Here is a 15,581-nt window from a genome sequence, read left to right as displayed (position 1 = left end):
ATTTCATTCGCTAGTATATTATAAAAAAATAGTATATAAGGCAGCTCGCAAGCCGCCTTTTATTTCCTATACATCTTAAACTCCAAATACAAATCATTGTAAATCCCTAAATATTCTGGTCCTAAATCTTTATAGACCTCCAAATGACTAATCGTTTCATCGTCTGGGTAGAACTGCTTATCCCCAGAGATACTTTTTGGCAGCATCGCCAATGCTTTTTTATTGGGCGTTGAATAACCAATATATTCAGCATTTTGTTTAGCGACTTCAGGCTTCAACATGAAGTTGATAAAATCATACGCCCCTTCTTGATTCTTCGATGTTTTAGGGATCACGATATTATCAAACCAAAGATTGGAGCCTTCAGGTGGGATAACATAATGAAGATGTTCATTTTCTGACATCATATCAGCGGCTTCTCCAGAAAAGGTCACTGCCACAGCACTTTCCTCATTCGCCATATACATTTTGATTTCATCAGCGACGATCGCCTTAACATTCGGCGTTAGGCTGCTCAATTTTTTGATTGCTTGGTTTAATTGCGTCATGTTTTTACTATTGATCGAATAGCCCAGTGTCGTAAGTGATAGACCCATCACTTCTCTAGCGCCATCGATTAGCATAATATTATTCTTCAATTCTGGTCGCCATAAATCGTTCCAATGCTGAATCTTGTCCCCAGAAACAAATTTATCATTATAAACGATGCCCAATGTTCCCCAGAAATATGGAATCGAATAGGTATTATCACGATCAAAATCCAAATCTAGAAAACGCGGATCTATATTCTCTAATCCTTGAATCTTTGAATGATCCAACGGCAGCAAGAGCTTTTCCTTCTTCATTTTTTGGATCATATATTCACTAGGGATCGCAATATCATACGCTGTTCCGCCCTGTTTGATCTTGGCTTCCATCGCTTCGTTTGAATCGAAGGTTTCGTAATTGACCTTGTAGCCATATTCCTTCTCGAATTGTTTGATCAATTCTGGATCAATATAGTCGCCCCAGTTATAAATGTTCAATACTTTTGAGCTTGCATTCGATGAATGATTCAACCGCACCACTAAAAAAGTCAGCAGCAAAATAATGGCGACAACACCGATAAAAAGTGATTGTAATTTTCTCATTTCAGTACCGCCACCTCCTCAAATTCGCGTTTACGTTTTCGAGCTTTTTTAGAGGTATCTCGACTAATGAAGTAATAGCCAACCACTAATAATAGAGAGAAGATGAAGACCAAGGTAGACAAGGCATTGATTTCTAAACTAATTCCTTGCCGTGCTCGCGAGTATATTTCAACAGAGAGCGTCGTAAAGCCGTTGCCGGTAACAAAGAACGTCACTGCAAAATCGTCCAATGAATAAGTAAAGGCCATGAAATAGCCGGCGATAATTCCCGGCGTCAAAAATGGCAAGATGATATTGGATAAAACCTGAAAATTGTTCGCACCCAAATCTCGAGCTGCATCGATCATTGAATCATTCATTTCCTTTAATTTAGGCAATACCATTAATACCACGATCGGAATGCTGAAGGCGATATGTGAAAGCAGAACACTAACAAAGCCTAATTGAAAGTTCTTCAGAACACCGCCAAGCATTGTAAACAAAATCAAAAAGCTGGCCCCGATAATGACATCCGGCGATACCATTAAAATGTTATTCAGCCCTAAAAGAACGTTACGTGAGTTACGTTTCCGTGTATAATAAATGCCCATTGCTCCGAAAGTGCCGATGATGGTTGCTAAAAGTGCGGATAGAAAGGCTAGCACAAACGTTTGAACAACGATACTGATCAAACGACGATCAGAGAACAAATTTTGATAGTGTTCCCATGTGAATCCAGTGAAAGTGCTCATATTGCCGCCTTGATTAAAGGAATAAAAGATTAAATAGAAAATCGGAATATACAGCAGAATAAATACAAAAATCAAGTAAATATTTGCCCAAGAAAATTTACTTCTTCTCACTTCACTCGACCTCCCTTTCGTTTTTCACCAGTCAGCATCATGACAACGAACATCGCGACAATCAAGATAACCCCGATCGTAGACCCCATTCCCCAATTCTGAGTCACAAGGAAATGCTCTTCAATCGCGGTTCCCAGTGTGATTACGCGATTGCCGCCAATCAAACGTGTCAGCATGAAGAGAGATAATGACGGAATGAAAACAGCCTGCACACCGCTTTTTACCCCATTCAAAGAAAGCGGGAAAATGACACGGCGAAAGGTATCAAAATTATTCGCTCCCAAATCTCGGCTTGCGCTGATTAAAGAGGGATTGATTTCTTCCAAAGCGTTAAATATCGGCATAATCATAAAAGGCAGCTCGATATAGGCAGCTACAAACATAAAACTAAAATCGGTAAACAACAGCTGTTTCTGACCGATTCCAATGAAACTAAGAAAATCATTCACCGATCCATTCGCGCTGAAGATACCGATAAACGCGTAGGCCTTCAGTAGCAAGTTGATCCACGTCGGCAACACCACTAGCAAGAGCAAGAGTTGACGATGCTTTAATTTAGACAAGAAATATGCCGTTGGATAACTAATCAATAACGTCATTAACGTAATCAAAAAGGCAAACAGCACCGAATTCACCGTCATCATCAAGTACGTTTTAGACGTCAAATACGTATGATAGTTGCTTAACGTAAAATGACCGTTCATATCAAAAAACGATTGATACACGATTAACATCACTGGTGCAATAACGAAAAACACCAACCAAAAGAAATAAGGAATGGAATAGAACCGACGTATATTTTTCACTGCTTGATCCCCTCCTTAATCTTCATAACTTTCTAAACGCGCTTCAAAATCTTCTTCGCTCTCATTAAAGCGCATAACATGGATATCTTCTGGTTCAAAGGACAATCCTACCTTGCTGCCCTTCTTGGCTTTCTTAGTAGAATGGACCATCCATTCATTCCCATCCGCATCAATACAGTTCATTTCATAATGAACCCCGCGGAAAAGCTGGGTATCAACTGTAACAACTAACTTGCCGTTTTCTGGTGTGGTCAATGATAAATCTTCTGGACGCAGCACTACTTCTACTGGTTCATTCGGACGCATACCGCCATCAACACATTCAAAGGTTTTACCGACAAATTTAACTAAGTTGTCTTCCACCATCTCACCTGCAACGATGTTACTTTCACCAACAAAATCTGCAACAAAATGATTGATTGGTTCATCATAGATATCAACCGGGGTCCCGCTTTGAACAATCTTGCCTTTATTCATAACAAAGATCTCATCACTCATAGCCAGAGCCTCTTCTTGATCATGTGTGACAAAGATAAAAGTAATGCCCAAGCGTTTTTGCAAGGCACGTAATTCATATTGCATATCTGTTCGCAATTTCAAATCCAAAGCAGACAATGGTTCATCCAATAAAAGAATCTTCGGCTCATTCACAATGGCACGGGCGATCGCCACCCGCTGACGCTGGCCTCCAGACATTTCAGTAATTTCACGATTCTCATAGCCTGGCAATTGAACAAGCTTCAAGGCTTCTAAAACTTTCTTTTCAATTTCCTTTTTGGACAATTTCTTGATTTTTAATCCAAAAGCGACGTTTTCAAAAACATTCATGTGAGGAAACAATGCGTAATCCTGAAAAACCGTGTTGACTTGGCGTTTATTTGCCGGAATGTCATTCATTCGTTTTCCCTCAAAAAAAATATCGCCTTCACTTACGTCTGTAAAACCGGCGATAATTCTTAAAATTGTCGTTTTTCCACAGCCTGAAGGACCTAATAATGTATAAAAACGACCTTCTTCGATATCAAAATTTATTTTTTTCAATACGGGATCATCTTCGTCGTATTGTTTAATTACGTCTTTAAATGAAATAATTGTGTTTGCCATGACTTCCTCCTAATGAGTTTTTTATAAATAAGATTCTGTAGCGACGATCAGTACTTTACTGACCCCTGACGCCTGATTTTGTAAACGATGCGGTTTACTCGCTTCATAGTAAATACTCTCGCCTTTTTCCGCTTCATACAACGTTTCACCAAACTGCAAAGCAACCTTGCCCTCTAAAACATAGATAAAGGTTTCTGATAACGAAGGTGTAAATTGCTTATACTGACCTTTTTTATCCAGGGTTAATAAGATCGGCTCCATTTCCTTTTCATTGGATTCAGGAATCAGCCATTTAATGTGGTAGCCATGTTCTTCATCACTATAAAAAGTAGTGTCCTCTTCTTTATAGACAATCTTCTGATCACCCGTTTTTTGCTTGAAAAATTCAGCTGGCGTCACCCCTAAAACCTCTAAAATATCAAAAAAAGTCTCCATTGAAGGAGAACTCAGGTCACGCTCTAATTGAGAGATGTAGCCCTTGGATAAATCGGTTCGTTCCCCTAACTCTTCTTGTGTTAAATTTTTCTGAATTCGCAAATTACGCAACTTCTCACCAATCTCCATGGTCTCACTCCCTCTTTATAATCATTTCTCCAGAAAAATAGGACCGAATCTCAGCCCTAGGAAAATTCTAATGATGTTTGCTAATAGTAAACTTATTGTTTAATAGCACCACTCAAGTATACGAACTTTTTACTAAAAATCAAGTATTTAACCCCATTTTCTTAGGATAGTTTTATGGAAATGATAGAGAAAAGAAAGTTGCATTTTCTTTCATTTCCGCTAAGATAATAGTAACCGAATCTGCGAGTTTTGCTTTTCACGGATTACTAGGCTTGAAATCAATTAATATGCACATCTATACATCAAATGATCTGTCTAGCAGAATGGTAGGCACACGAAGATCCTTGTATTTTTTATGCACTTAGATAAAATACTTTCCTTACTATGAGCTAGCTGCGAGTCCGATTTTTCACCGTTCATCAAAAATATAAATGTATGAGAAGTTTAGCAATTACGGAGTCATTTCTGATAAGAGATTACAATAGAACTAGGAGGATGAACCATGACTGAATATCGCCGTTTACGTGTAGTCAACGATGAAACGCTACACACGGAGATCCAAAGTTTTTCAAAACCTGAGATTGAAGACAATGAGGTACTAATCGACGTTCACTATTCTGGGATCAACTATAAAGATGCTCTAGCGACAAAGGCCAACACAGGCGTGCTAAGAGATTATCCCATGACTCCTGGGATCGACTTGGCGGGAAAAATTATTGAGTCGAAGGATGAACGCTTTACTGTTAATGAGGAAGTTTTAGTAACTGGCTATGGCTTAGGCGTCAAACAAGATGGCGGCTTGAGTGATTTGCAAGTTGTTCCTGCTTCATGGGTAATCAAACGACCGAAGAATTTATCTGCTAAACAAGCCATGACCTTCGGAACAGCTGGATTTACCGCAGCATTAGCAGTAGACGCATTGCAGGCACATGGATTAAATAAAAATAGTCGCGTACTTGTCACGGGGGCAACAGGTGGCGTTGGGGGTTTTGCTTTACACTTCCTCAAACAAATTGGCTGTGCGGAAATTATTGCCTTGAGTCGCAAGGATGACCGGAAGAATTATTTAATGGAAGTAGGTGCCACTTCTGTCTTATCACCTGCGGAGTTATTTCCTGAAAAAAGTCGTCCGTTAAACAAACAGCTTTTTGATTTTGTAGTAGACACTGTTGGCGGCGATACACTAGCACAGGTTCTTCCTTTTGTGAACTACGGAGGAAGCTTAGCGCTTTGTGGAAATGCTGGCGGGATCAAACTGAATACAACTGTCTTGCCTTTTATTTTACGTGGTGTTAACTTATTAGGCATCGACTCTGTAGAAGCATCGATGGAACAACGCCAAAAACTTTGGGCTAAAATGGCAAACGAATGGGCTCTTTCAGACACGATTAACGTCCAACAAGTCGAACTTGATCAAGTACAAGAGACCGCAGACAATTTATTGGCCGGAACGCATGTAGGCCGTACCATTGTCGCTTTAGGAGGAAAAAACAAGTGAGAATCCTGATAACTTCAGGCGGCACCTCAGAAAAAATTGATGATGTGCGCGCGATTACTAACCACTCTAGTGGAAAATTAGGCAAGGCAATTGCTGAAAGCTTTGCAAAAGAGGATGCCGTGATCGATATGATCACTACTCGTCACGCAATGAAACCAGAAGGCAAAACGATTCATCCCTATTACATCGAATCAACCACTGACTTAGAACGAACACTGAAAAAACTAATGTCTGAAAATACGTATGATGCCGTAATTCATAGTATGGCTGTCAGTGATTTCACTCCTGAAAGCTCAGTAACGCTTGAAGACCTAGAAGCGGCAGTTGCGACACAGCCGAAGGATTTACCAAGTGCCTTAGTGACTATTGCCAACGAACGAACGGAGAAGAAGATCTCTTCAGACACTGATCATTTGGTAGTGGTCTTAAAGAAAACACCAAAAATAATTTCCTTGATTAAAAAACTACAGCCGCAGACGATTTTAGTTGGGTTTAAACTATTGGTGGATGTAACGATGATTGAACTGTTAAATGTGGCAAAGGAAAGTCTCAAAAAGAATCAAGCTGATTTTATTTTAGCGAATGATTTAGCTGAGATTCGTGGGGAAAAGCACCACGGTTATCTCATCAACAAGCAGCACAAGGTTAAAGAAGCACATACGAAGACAGAAATCGCGGAACTAATCAAACATGAAGTCATGGAATTGGAGGAAGCAAAATGAAGACCATCCTATTAGGTGTCAGCGGCAGTATCTCCGCTTATAAAGCAGCCGATATCACGAATGAGCTAACGAAAATGGGCTATAAATTGGACGTAGTGATGACAAAAAGCAGTACTGAATTTATCACACCTTTAACGATTCAATCACTGTCCCATCGGCGTGTTCATCTGGATGTTATGGAAGAACCAGATGCCGCTTTGATCAATCATATTGCGTTAGCTAAAGAAGCCGATTTATTTTTAGTGGCCCCTGCTTCCGCCAATACAATCGGAAAATTAGCCAATGGAATTGCCGATGATTTATTGTCCACCGTTGCCTTGGCTCTACTGCCAGATACACCGAAAATTATCGCTCCGGCAATGAACACTTATATGTATCAAAACCCGATCGTTCAACGAAACCTTGCAACATTAAAAGAAGTTGGCTATCAAGAAGTTGAACCTAGAGAAGCTTTACTGGCTTGTGGTGATTACGGCCGAGGTGCTTTGGCCAATGTTGCAGATATCGTGCATATCGTAAATTCAAAATTGAAGGAGTAACAAATGAAAGAGAAAAATGTAAAGAGCTTTACTTTGACCGCGATGTTTTTAGCAATCATGATTATTTTAGCGGTCACTCCACTTGGCTTTATTCCTATTGGTCCGATTAATGCGACGACGATGCATATTCCAGTCATTATTGCATCCATCGTTTTAGGTCCACGCATCGGTGCCGGCTTAGGAACTGTTTTTGGAATCATCAGTTTGGCTAGAGCGACGGTGATTATCACACCGATGTCCTTTGTCTTTTCTCCATTTATCGCAAATCCGTTGACGAACCAAGGGGATTGGCGCGCGATAATTGTGGCTATTATTCCTCGTATTTTAATCGGTGTCGTTCCCTACTTTGTCTACAAAGGGCTTCATCGCCTTTTGAAACAAAAGGCACGGCCAGTCAGTCTGTTCATTGCCGGTCTAGCCGGATCGATGACCAATACCATTTTAGTTATGAACCTGATCTTTTTCTTCTTTAAAGACAGCTATGCCAATGTCTTGCAGGTAACCGCTAATGCTGTTTATGGTGTCATTTTAGGGATTATTTTCGGGAGTGGATTGGTTGAAGCCATCGTCGCTGGTATCGCAACAACGGCGGTTTGCGCGGTTCTTTTACGACTTATGAAAAAATAAAAAAATGTTGGATAGAAATCATTTTCGATTTCTATCCAACATTTTTTATTTTTTTGGATCTTCACCAAGAATCCGAACTTCCGTTTCCAACGTTACATCAAATTTTTCTTTGATCGTTTGCTGAATATGTGCAATCAACTCAATATAATCAGTCGCTGTTGCATGATTGATATTGACGATAAACCCTGCATGCTTCTCAGAGATTTGTGCACCGCCCCAAACCAAGCCCTGCAAACCAGCATCTTGGATCAATTTTCCAGTAAAATGTCCAACTGGCCGTTTAAAGACACTGCCGCATGAGGGATATTCCAGTGGCTGTTTCAACTCGCGCAATTCCGTCAGCTCCGTCATTCGTTTCTCGATTTGTCCATGATCGCCAGGAGCCAACTTAAAGTTAGCACTTAATACGATCGCTGGCTGATCTTGAATCGCAGAGTGACGGTAAGAAAAGTTCATCTGATCTTTGTGCCAGGTTTCAAAGGTGCCATCAGCTAATAATACGTCGACAGATTCAAAAACATCTTCTAATTGACCATCATACGCTCCGGCATTCATGAATACTGCCCCACCAATACTTCCCGGAATACCGCAAGCAAATTCAAAACCTGTCAAGGAATGATCCAAGGCGACATACGTTGTATCAATTAATTTCGCTCCGGCTTGTGCAGTAATGGTGTCTTCTTCCACGCGAATCGTCGTCATATCTGTCAGCATGATTACCACACCACGGATTCCGCCATCTTTGACAATCAGATTGCTGGCGTTCCCTAAAACGATCCATGGGATATCATTTCCGCGACAATAGTCTACCAACGCCTTCACTTCTTCGTTATCTTTAGGAAATGCTAGAGCGTCCACAGGTCCGCCGGTTTTTGTAAAGGTATAATTCATTAAGGGTTCATCCAAAAGGATTTTCAAATTTGGTAATGCGTTCGTTAATTCTGTTGTTTTCACTTTGATAAGCCTTTCTCGTTCGATACGGGTAAATTTTTCAAACATCCTTGCTATTTTAGCACGCGGGAAAAAAACTTACCACCCCTTATAGCTGATGGCGAATGTGTTGCTTCAGCATTTGCTCACAAAGCTCATGACTCAATAGTACGTCTTCTTGACGTAAATCTACATTTTCGCCATTCAACGCCGCAATGAAAGTAGTTACTAATTGTTCAAACCCGCGCTTTTCAAGCGTTGTAGTCCAATCACCAAACCGATGTACCTCTTCTGTTTGTCCTCGTTTAATCGTCAAATCTGTCAATTGCTCTAAAACCATCGTTTCCTTAGGAGAACTTACTTGGTAACGTTCCATTTTTCCCCCGCTTTGCAAATCCATTGAAAGAATACATTCTGTCGTTGGTGTTGAAAGCAATAGTTGCGCATACGTCATTTGGCCCTTTACTTCCCGAATTTTAGAATGAACCTTCATGACCTCATCATCTAATAAAAACACTGCTGTATCCACTAAATGAATAAACAAATCATAGATGCCATATTGTGTATTCATCGCATGATTCGGTTCATTCTTCTCCAAATGAATAACTTTTTTTTGCGGAAGCTGTTTCAGCTGATCCACCATTGGTGCGAAGCGGCGATTGAAGCCCACCATAAATAAAAGTCCTTTTTCTTTCGCTAGCTGCTGCAGCTCTTGAACCTCTTGTAATTTCTCACTAACAGGTTTATCAATGAAAACCGCAACCCCTGCGTTCAGACATTGCTTGGCAATTTCAAAATGAACACTCGTTGCCACATGAATAAAGCACGCATCAATTTTTTCTGCCAATAATTCATCAATTGTTGCGACTGTATGCTCAAAGTTGTATTCTTGAGCTATTTTTTCCCGAACTTCTTCTCTGCGAGTCGCAAAAATAAAGGTCGCTTCCTTGCGCATTTTCGCATAGGTAGGCAAATAAGCCTTCTGGGCGATGCCTCCGATACCGATAACTCCGATTTTCATGATTAAGACCCCTTTTTATGATTTAGTTTTTGTTTTATTCAATACTTGTATCCTTTGCTTTCTCCTTTTTTTTCGTTACAATAAACTCATCTTTATATGGATGGAGGAATGCATCGTGAAATTAATTTCTTGGAACGTCAATGGCTTGCGTGCCGTGATGAAAAAGAATTTTATGGATGTTTTTAATGAATTAGATGCCGACTTTTTCTGTCTGCAGGAGACCAAATTACAGGCTGGACAAATCGAAATGGATTTGCCTGGCTATTACGAATATTGGAATTATGCAGAGAAAAAAGGCTATTCTGGCACGGCTATCTTCACCAAGCACGAACCGATGAATGTAACTTATGGATTGGGTGTGGATGAACATGACCAAGAAGGTCGCGTCATCACGCTTGAGTATCCTGAATATTACGTCATCACTTGCTATACACCGAACTCACAAAACGAATTGAAACGGTTGGACTATCGTATGACCTGGGAAGAAGCTTTTTTAGCTTATCTGAATGGTTTGAAAGAAATCAAACCTGTCATTTTTTGTGGTGACTTAAATGTTGCTCACGAGAATATTGACTTAAAAAATTGGAAAACCAATCAAAAAAACGCTGGCTTTACACCACAAGAGCGTGAAAAATTTAGCATCTTATTAGAGAATGGCTATATCGATACCTTCCGACACTTTTATCCAAATCAGGAAGGCATTTATTCTTGGTGGAGCTATCGCTTCAATGCTCGTAAGAACAATGCTGGGTGGCGAATCGATTATTTCGTTGTTTCTGACGACTTGAAAGAAAAATTGCAAGATGCCAAGATTCATACCGATATTTTCGGCAGCGATCACTGTCCTGTAGAATTAGACATCAATCTTTAAAAAGTTTGAAGCTTTACCTGTAGGACTTTCGCCCTGCTAAAAAATATGGTAAAACATTGGCGAAGAGGTGAATCTGTTGAATTTTATCGCAATGGACTTTGAAACAGCCAACTATCAATCTCACAGTGCCTGCTCCTTGGCATTGGTGATGGTAAAAAATAGCCAAATTGTCGGAGAGTATTATTCATTGATCAAACCCGAGACTGAATTCTTCTGGAAAAACATCCAAATTCATGGGATTCACCCAGAAGATGTGGAGGATGCACCGAAATTCCCTGAGGTATGGCAAGAGATCCAACACTATTATAAAGAGAATCGTTTGATCGTTGCTCATAACGCCGGCTTTGATACAAAGGTTTTAGCTGGTTGTCTCGACTACTATCATTTAGAGCAACCCTCTTACCTTTCTCTTTGTACCGTTCGAACCAGTCGCAGACTGTTTCCTGAAATGGCAAACCATCGGCTAAACACAGTGTGTAAGGAGCTTTCCATCCCTTTGGAACATCATCATGATGCCTTGGAGGACAGCCGTGCCTGTGCAAAGATTTTGCTTTATCAGGAAGATCATTTTGGGATCGATCCACTAAAAAAATTAGTATTGCCCATGTAAGCGAAGCACTCCGCTTCGCTTTTACTTGATCAATTTACTCATCAGCAATACATCTAAAAAGTCACCCTGTGCATCACGGGCTCCCCGCACCATTGTTGCTTCTGTTTTGAATCCAAACTTTTGATATAAACGAATGGCCCGTTCATTTCTTTTTTGAACGGTCAGTTCTAAACGGTATAGGGACGAGGCATTCTCACTCCAATAGATAACCTCATCGAGCAGCGCCGTTCCCAAACCGATTCCCCAGAATTCCTTCAGCACGCTAATCCCGATCTCACCGATGTGGGAAACAGTGTACTCCGATGCGGCTTTAACTGAAGCCATTCCAACAATTTGCTCATCAGCAAAGGCCAATAAAAGCAAGTTATTCTCACTTTCATATAAATCTGCCAACTGCAGACTCAGCATGTCCTCACTTAATCCTAAGCCAACTTCATCCATGATCAAAAAATCAGTTTCTTTCGCGATTTGGCGGCTAATTTGTAATAAATCTGCCGCATCGTCCGGGATTGCTTCTCTCAATGTGATCTCAACTTCACTCATTCTGCTTCCCACGCCTTCAAAATTCGTGCTTTAAATTCTTCCGCTTGTTTTCCATTCGCGATGAAGTCAACACGACGCATCGTTTCATCTTGATCGTCTTTTGCTAAAATCAATTCCAGATAATCTTCTGGCATATACTCGCCTAACTGTTGCCCCCACTCAATCACCGATAAGCCGTCACCTTCAAAATAATCATCTAAACCTAAATCATCGGCCCCTGTTTCGATCCGATAGACATCCATATGATAAAGCGGTAAACGCCCCTGCTGATATTCTCGAATAATCGTATAGGTTGGACTTTTAATCATTTGGTCGATTCCTAGACCTAAAGCGATTCCTTTAGTTAAGGTCGTCTTACCCGCCCCTAAATCACCGGTCAACACTAAATTATCGCTAGCCTGTGCGGCTGTCCCAATCATTTTTCCTAAACGTTCCGTTGCTGCTGTATCTATTAACGTAATCACGCAAATCCCTCTTTTCTACTACCAACTTAGTATAACGATTTAAGCATTGAGAGAAAAGAAAAAGATTCTTCATTTTTGCTTCCGTTTAAAGCGTGTTTTTAGATAAACAAAAAAAGATAAGCATTTAGCCTATCTTATTAGATCGTCAGCTTATTTAATTAGGTGAACTTGATTTCTTCTGCTGCTTCAACGGCTTTCGATTTTGTTACATAGCTTTCGGTATCCCCAGGGAATAAAACCATAATTGTACTTGCTTTTCCCTGTGCCTTCAAATACTCTCGATCTACAACAGCCAGCTTTGTCTCGGGTGTGACCTTAACAGCTTCACCAACAAGAACATCAAATCCTTGACCCTGCAACTCAACCGTATCAATACCAATGTGAAGCAGAACTTCTTTCCCATCACTCATTTCAAGCCCAATCGCATGCTTAGTTGGAAAGATACTGGTTACTATCCCTGTAACAGGTGAGAAAATCTCATTTGATGCAGGTTCAACCGCAAACCCTGGTCCCATCATCCCTTGAGAAAAAACAGGATCACTTACCTCAGACAGCGGAATTAATTGTCCTTTCACAGGACTAAAAATAACCCCTTGCTTCTTTTTTTTAAACATCGAAAACATGTTTATACTCCTTTCGTCCTCATCGCAATAAATAAGATGATTACTGTAATTAAACTAATAAATCCAATCGCAAAATAAAAAATGAACATTGTATTGCGTGAGATGGGCTGTTTTTCAGCAACTATTTTTCTATTATAGAAAAAACACAAGGCAGCGCCAATAATATTTCCCGTCAATATTTGCTGAACCAAACTAAAGGCTAAGAAACGTTTCTCAACAAAGTGGTTCTTCTCATTTTGAGAACTAATAAAATAGAGGCAAGCTGCTTGAAAGAGCATTAAAAAGGACAGTAGCAAACCTAATGTTAATCCTGGAATTTGAAGAATAAGTTGTTGGATGGTCACCTGCTGATTGAAGCTTACTAAAAATAAATAGAAGTAAAAGAGCACTGGCATCAGAACCCAATAGCCAATCAACACATTTCTTTTCACTCTCAAAGATTTAAGCGCTATCATTTTAAAATCTCCCTTTCGTGTCAAAATCTAGATATATTTAAGTTGTGGAATCAGTACTTTTTTCAAGTGTATAAATGCCATAGGACCGAAGCAAGTAATCCATTAAACAGCTTAGTCCAATCAAAGATTGTGATTGAAGCCTTCTCCTGCCAATAACGAAAAAGTCACAATAAAAATTTAAATGATGCGTGCAATGTCTAGCAAAATAGTTATCTCCGACTGCTGTAACCGCCAGTACCGGGATTTTCCGAACTTCAAACGCTGTAAGATTCTCTTTCACATCATCTGTCTCTCCGCTTAATGAAGCAATCACTACACAATCATTTTGGGTAATCATTGGCATTACCATATCCAACTCAGTTTTGTTTGGCAAAACCAGCGCTCGTTTATCCACATTTAATAACATTTTGTAGAATTCATCGATAATATTTTTTTGAGAAAACCCCGTAGCATAGCAATAAATCGTTTGGCTTCGATCAAACATCTCGTTGATTGGTTCCAAGTTCACTGATTGCATATACTCAATTGTCTTTTTGATATCATCAAGTTGCTTCTCAAAAATATTCTTCTCGCTCGTTTCTTGCTGCTCGCTGATTTCCGTATGCCGCAGAAAATACTTTAATTCTGAGTAGCCGGAAAAGCCAAGCTTCTTCGTTGTTCTTAATACAGATGATTTGGACGCGTGGACCATATCGGCAAGCTCCATAATTCCTGAAGATCTAACTTTTTCGGGATTCGCCAGCATGAATTGTAAGATATCTTTATCCAGTTCGCTCAGTTCTGCTAAATGTTGATGAATCAACTGCTCTAATGTCATAATTTTCCCCCTCCTACACTATTATACGTGATGGAGGAGGAAAAAATATTGTTTTTCATCGCAACTAGCTTAATTCTGGCCAAAACTCTTTATTTGCTTCAATCAGGTCATCCAATAATTCTTTTGCAATCCGAGCATTTGGAACAATTCTTGACAGTGCTAACGCCTGATACAATTTTTGATAAGATTTTTCTGCCCAAGCTTCAACCACTAATTTTTCTACTGCTACCTGTTGCTCCATCAAGCCTTTTTGGAAGCGTGGAATCTTTCCTTGCGTCAATGGTTCTGGTCCATTACTGCCTACAACACAGGGTACTTCTACCATCGCTGTTTCATCAAAGTTGACGATGGCTCCTTCATTTGGCACAATCAGCAACATTCTTTCATGTGTGTTATAAGCGATCGCGCGAGCAAGATCCACGATATAACTTGCGTGTTCATCCACTTCTAAAGAGGTGCCTTCAGCGGTTCCTGCTTCGGCAATACGGTCACATTCGCTGAATACATGCTGTTCCCGACCAGCCATCACTTCGTTTGCACGTGTAAATTCAGGATTTGCATGTGCAACTTCATCTTGTGGATAGAAATAATATTTCAAATAGGTGTTTGGTAATGTATCTGGATCCAACGCGTAAACCTCTTTTGCTTTTGCAAAGGTATGCATCCAGCTAGCATCTGTATGCTGAGATTCTTCAATCTCTTCCGGTAATGAATAGCCATGATCCTTTACATGCGCTTTAATCTGTGGCATCAAATCATTGCCTTCTTTGTCGCGAATATCTGTCCACCAGCCAAAATGATTCAGACCATAATAGCGAACTTCCATTTCTTTACGTGAGTTCAAACCGATCGAATGCGCCATCCGTTCTTCGATTCCTACAGGCATATCACAAATATTAATGATCTTTGATTCTGGTCTTAATTTTCTAGTAGCTTCTGCTACAATAGCCGCCGGGTTCGAATAATTCAGCATCCAAGCGTCTGGAGAGTATTTTTCCATATAGTCGACTAATTCCAGTACGCCGCCAATCGAACGCATGCCATAAGCAATTCCCCCAGGCCCGCAGGTTTCTTGTCCTACTACACCATATTTTAATGGGATTTTTTCATCTTTTTCCCGCATCGCATACAATCCAACACGTATGTGAGCCATAACAAAGTCTACATCTGTGAAGGCTGTTTCCGGATCTGTCGTAGCGACAAAGTTTATTTCTGGTGCACGTTCCTTTAATAAAATCTCACAGGCACTCGCCACATGATTTTGACGTTCCTCCAAATTATCGTAAAACTTTATTTGTCTAATTGGAAATTTATCTAAGTTGTCCAATAACATCAAAACAATTCCTGGAGTAAAAGTACTTCCCCCACCTGCAATAACAATTGAAAATTTCTTCATTCTTCATACGCTCCCTTTA

Annotated in this window: 19 protein-coding genes; 6 read left to right on the top strand and 13 right to left on the bottom strand. The window is 40.1% G+C overall.

Annotated elements, in window-relative coordinates; all coding sequences use genetic code 11:
• Positions 1–59: 59 nt before the first annotated feature.
• From IGI50_RS05465 to IGI50_RS05445, 5 genes are read right to left on the bottom strand one after another with little or no spacing between them, the layout of a single operon-like run.
• Positions 60–1,130 (bottom strand): ABC transporter substrate-binding protein, encoded by a 1,071-nt coding sequence (locus tag IGI50_RS05465; protein WP_438776396.1) that lies wholly within the window; start codon positions 1,128–1,130, stop codon positions 60–62.
• The gene (locus IGI50_RS05460; RefSeq protein ID WP_010746410.1) at positions 1,127–1,972 is read right to left on the bottom strand and encodes an ABC transporter permease; all 846 of its coding nucleotides are present in this window, start codon (positions 1,970–1,972) and stop codon (positions 1,127–1,129) included. Before IGI50_RS05460 ends, IGI50_RS05465 begins: the two co-directional genes overlap by 4 nt.
• Entirely contained in the window at positions 1,969–2,778 is an 810-nt protein-coding gene (locus IGI50_RS05455; RefSeq protein ID WP_438776395.1) for an ABC transporter permease, read from the bottom strand. Before IGI50_RS05455 ends, IGI50_RS05460 begins: the two co-directional genes overlap by 4 nt.
• Positions 2,779–2,793: 15 nt before the next feature.
• The gene (locus tag IGI50_RS05450; protein ID WP_218257029.1) at positions 2,794–3,882 is read right to left on the bottom strand and encodes an ABC transporter ATP-binding protein; all 1,089 of its coding nucleotides are present in this window, start codon (positions 3,880–3,882) and stop codon (positions 2,794–2,796) included.
• A 21-nt stretch (positions 3,883–3,903) separates the two neighbouring features.
• Positions 3,904–4,446, bottom strand: coding sequence for a helix-turn-helix domain-containing protein (locus IGI50_RS05445; RefSeq protein WP_010746413.1), 543 nt, complete (start codon positions 4,444–4,446; stop codon positions 3,904–3,906).
• A gap of 502 nt (positions 4,447–4,948) precedes the next feature.
• Here IGI50_RS05445 and IGI50_RS05440 point away from each other — a divergent pair.
• From IGI50_RS05440 to IGI50_RS05425, 4 genes are read left to right on the top strand one after another with little or no spacing between them, the layout of a single operon-like run.
• A complete protein-coding gene (locus IGI50_RS05440; RefSeq protein WP_218257028.1) occupies positions 4,949–5,944 on the top strand; it encodes a YhdH/YhfP family quinone oxidoreductase in 996 nt (331 codons plus the stop codon).
• Positions 5,941–6,666 (top strand): phosphopantothenate--cysteine ligase, encoded by a 726-nt coding sequence (locus IGI50_RS05435; RefSeq protein ID WP_438776394.1) that lies wholly within the window; start codon positions 5,941–5,943, stop codon positions 6,664–6,666. Before IGI50_RS05440 ends, IGI50_RS05435 begins: the two co-directional genes overlap by 4 nt.
• Positions 6,663–7,205, top strand: coding sequence for a phosphopantothenoylcysteine decarboxylase (gene coaC, locus IGI50_RS05430; RefSeq protein WP_010746416.1), 543 nt, complete (start codon positions 6,663–6,665; stop codon positions 7,203–7,205). The genes IGI50_RS05435 and coaC overlap by 4 nt, the downstream gene beginning before the upstream one ends.
• 3 nt (positions 7,206–7,208) lie before the next feature.
• Positions 7,209–7,832 carry an ECF transporter S component gene (locus tag IGI50_RS05425; protein ID WP_010746417.1) on the top strand — a complete coding sequence of 208 codons (624 nt, stop codon included), beginning with the start codon at positions 7,209–7,211 and terminating at the stop codon, positions 7,830–7,832.
• Between the two features lie 45 nt (positions 7,833–7,877).
• Here IGI50_RS05425 and murB read toward each other — a convergent pair whose 3' ends face one another.
• Both murB and IGI50_RS05415 read right to left on the bottom strand, forming a co-directional pair.
• Positions 7,878–8,786, bottom strand: coding sequence for a UDP-N-acetylmuramate dehydrogenase (gene murB, locus IGI50_RS05420; RefSeq protein WP_218257026.1), 909 nt, complete (start codon positions 8,784–8,786; stop codon positions 7,878–7,880).
• Positions 8,787–8,871: 85 nt separating this feature from the next.
• Positions 8,872–9,783, bottom strand: a complete 912-nt coding sequence (locus IGI50_RS05415; protein ID WP_438776393.1) for a Gfo/Idh/MocA family protein — start codon at positions 9,781–9,783, stop codon at positions 8,872–8,874.
• A 115-nt stretch (positions 9,784–9,898) separates the two neighbouring features.
• Here IGI50_RS05415 and IGI50_RS05410 point away from each other — a divergent pair, with 115 nt between their 5' ends.
• Both IGI50_RS05410 and IGI50_RS05405 read left to right on the top strand, forming a co-directional pair.
• Positions 9,899–10,654 (top strand): exodeoxyribonuclease III, encoded by a 756-nt coding sequence (locus IGI50_RS05410; RefSeq protein ID WP_438776392.1) that lies wholly within the window; start codon positions 9,899–9,901, stop codon positions 10,652–10,654.
• 76 nt (positions 10,655–10,730) lie between these two features.
• Positions 10,731–11,264, top strand: a complete 534-nt coding sequence (locus IGI50_RS05405) for a 3'-5' exonuclease (RefSeq protein ID WP_222226609.1) — start codon at positions 10,731–10,733, stop codon at positions 11,262–11,264.
• Between the two features lie 21 nt (positions 11,265–11,285).
• Here IGI50_RS05405 and IGI50_RS05400 read toward each other — a convergent pair whose 3' ends face one another.
• The 6 genes from IGI50_RS05400 to IGI50_RS05375 form a co-directional block, all read right to left on the bottom strand.
• On the bottom strand, positions 11,286–11,807 hold the full coding sequence (locus tag IGI50_RS05400) for a GNAT family N-acetyltransferase (RefSeq protein ID WP_218257022.1): 522 nt from the start codon (positions 11,805–11,807) through the stop codon (positions 11,286–11,288).
• Entirely contained in the window at positions 11,804–12,271 is a 468-nt protein-coding gene (tsaE, locus tag IGI50_RS05395; protein WP_218257021.1) for a tRNA (adenosine(37)-N6)-threonylcarbamoyltransferase complex ATPase subunit type 1 TsaE, read from the bottom strand. The genes IGI50_RS05400 and tsaE overlap by 4 nt, the downstream gene beginning before the upstream one ends.
• A gap of 158 nt (positions 12,272–12,429) precedes the next feature.
• Complete coding sequence (locus IGI50_RS05390; RefSeq protein ID WP_438776391.1) at positions 12,430–12,894, bottom strand: PTS sugar transporter subunit IIA; 465 nt, start codon at positions 12,892–12,894, stop codon at positions 12,430–12,432.
• Between the two features lie 2 nt (positions 12,895–12,896).
• The gene (locus IGI50_RS05385; RefSeq protein WP_438776390.1) at positions 12,897–13,349 is read right to left on the bottom strand and encodes a hypothetical protein; all 453 of its coding nucleotides are present in this window, start codon (positions 13,347–13,349) and stop codon (positions 12,897–12,899) included.
• 37 nt (positions 13,350–13,386) lie between these two features.
• Positions 13,387–14,166 (bottom strand): MurR/RpiR family transcriptional regulator, encoded by a 780-nt coding sequence (locus IGI50_RS05380; RefSeq protein ID WP_218257018.1) that lies wholly within the window; start codon positions 14,164–14,166, stop codon positions 13,387–13,389.
• A 64-nt stretch (positions 14,167–14,230) separates the two neighbouring features.
• Positions 14,231–15,562, bottom strand: a complete 1,332-nt coding sequence (locus IGI50_RS05375; protein ID WP_028020723.1) for a 6-phospho-alpha-glucosidase — start codon at positions 15,560–15,562, stop codon at positions 14,231–14,233.
• Positions 15,563–15,581 lie beyond the last annotated feature (19 nt).

It is taken from the genome of Enterococcus sp. DIV0170 (assembly GCF_051710765.1).
Classification (GTDB): Bacteria; Bacillota; Bacilli; order Lactobacillales; family Enterococcaceae; genus Enterococcus_A; species Enterococcus_A raffinosus.
Note: the sequence above shows the minus strand (reverse complement) of the source record. Positions and strands in the feature narration are given on the sequence as shown.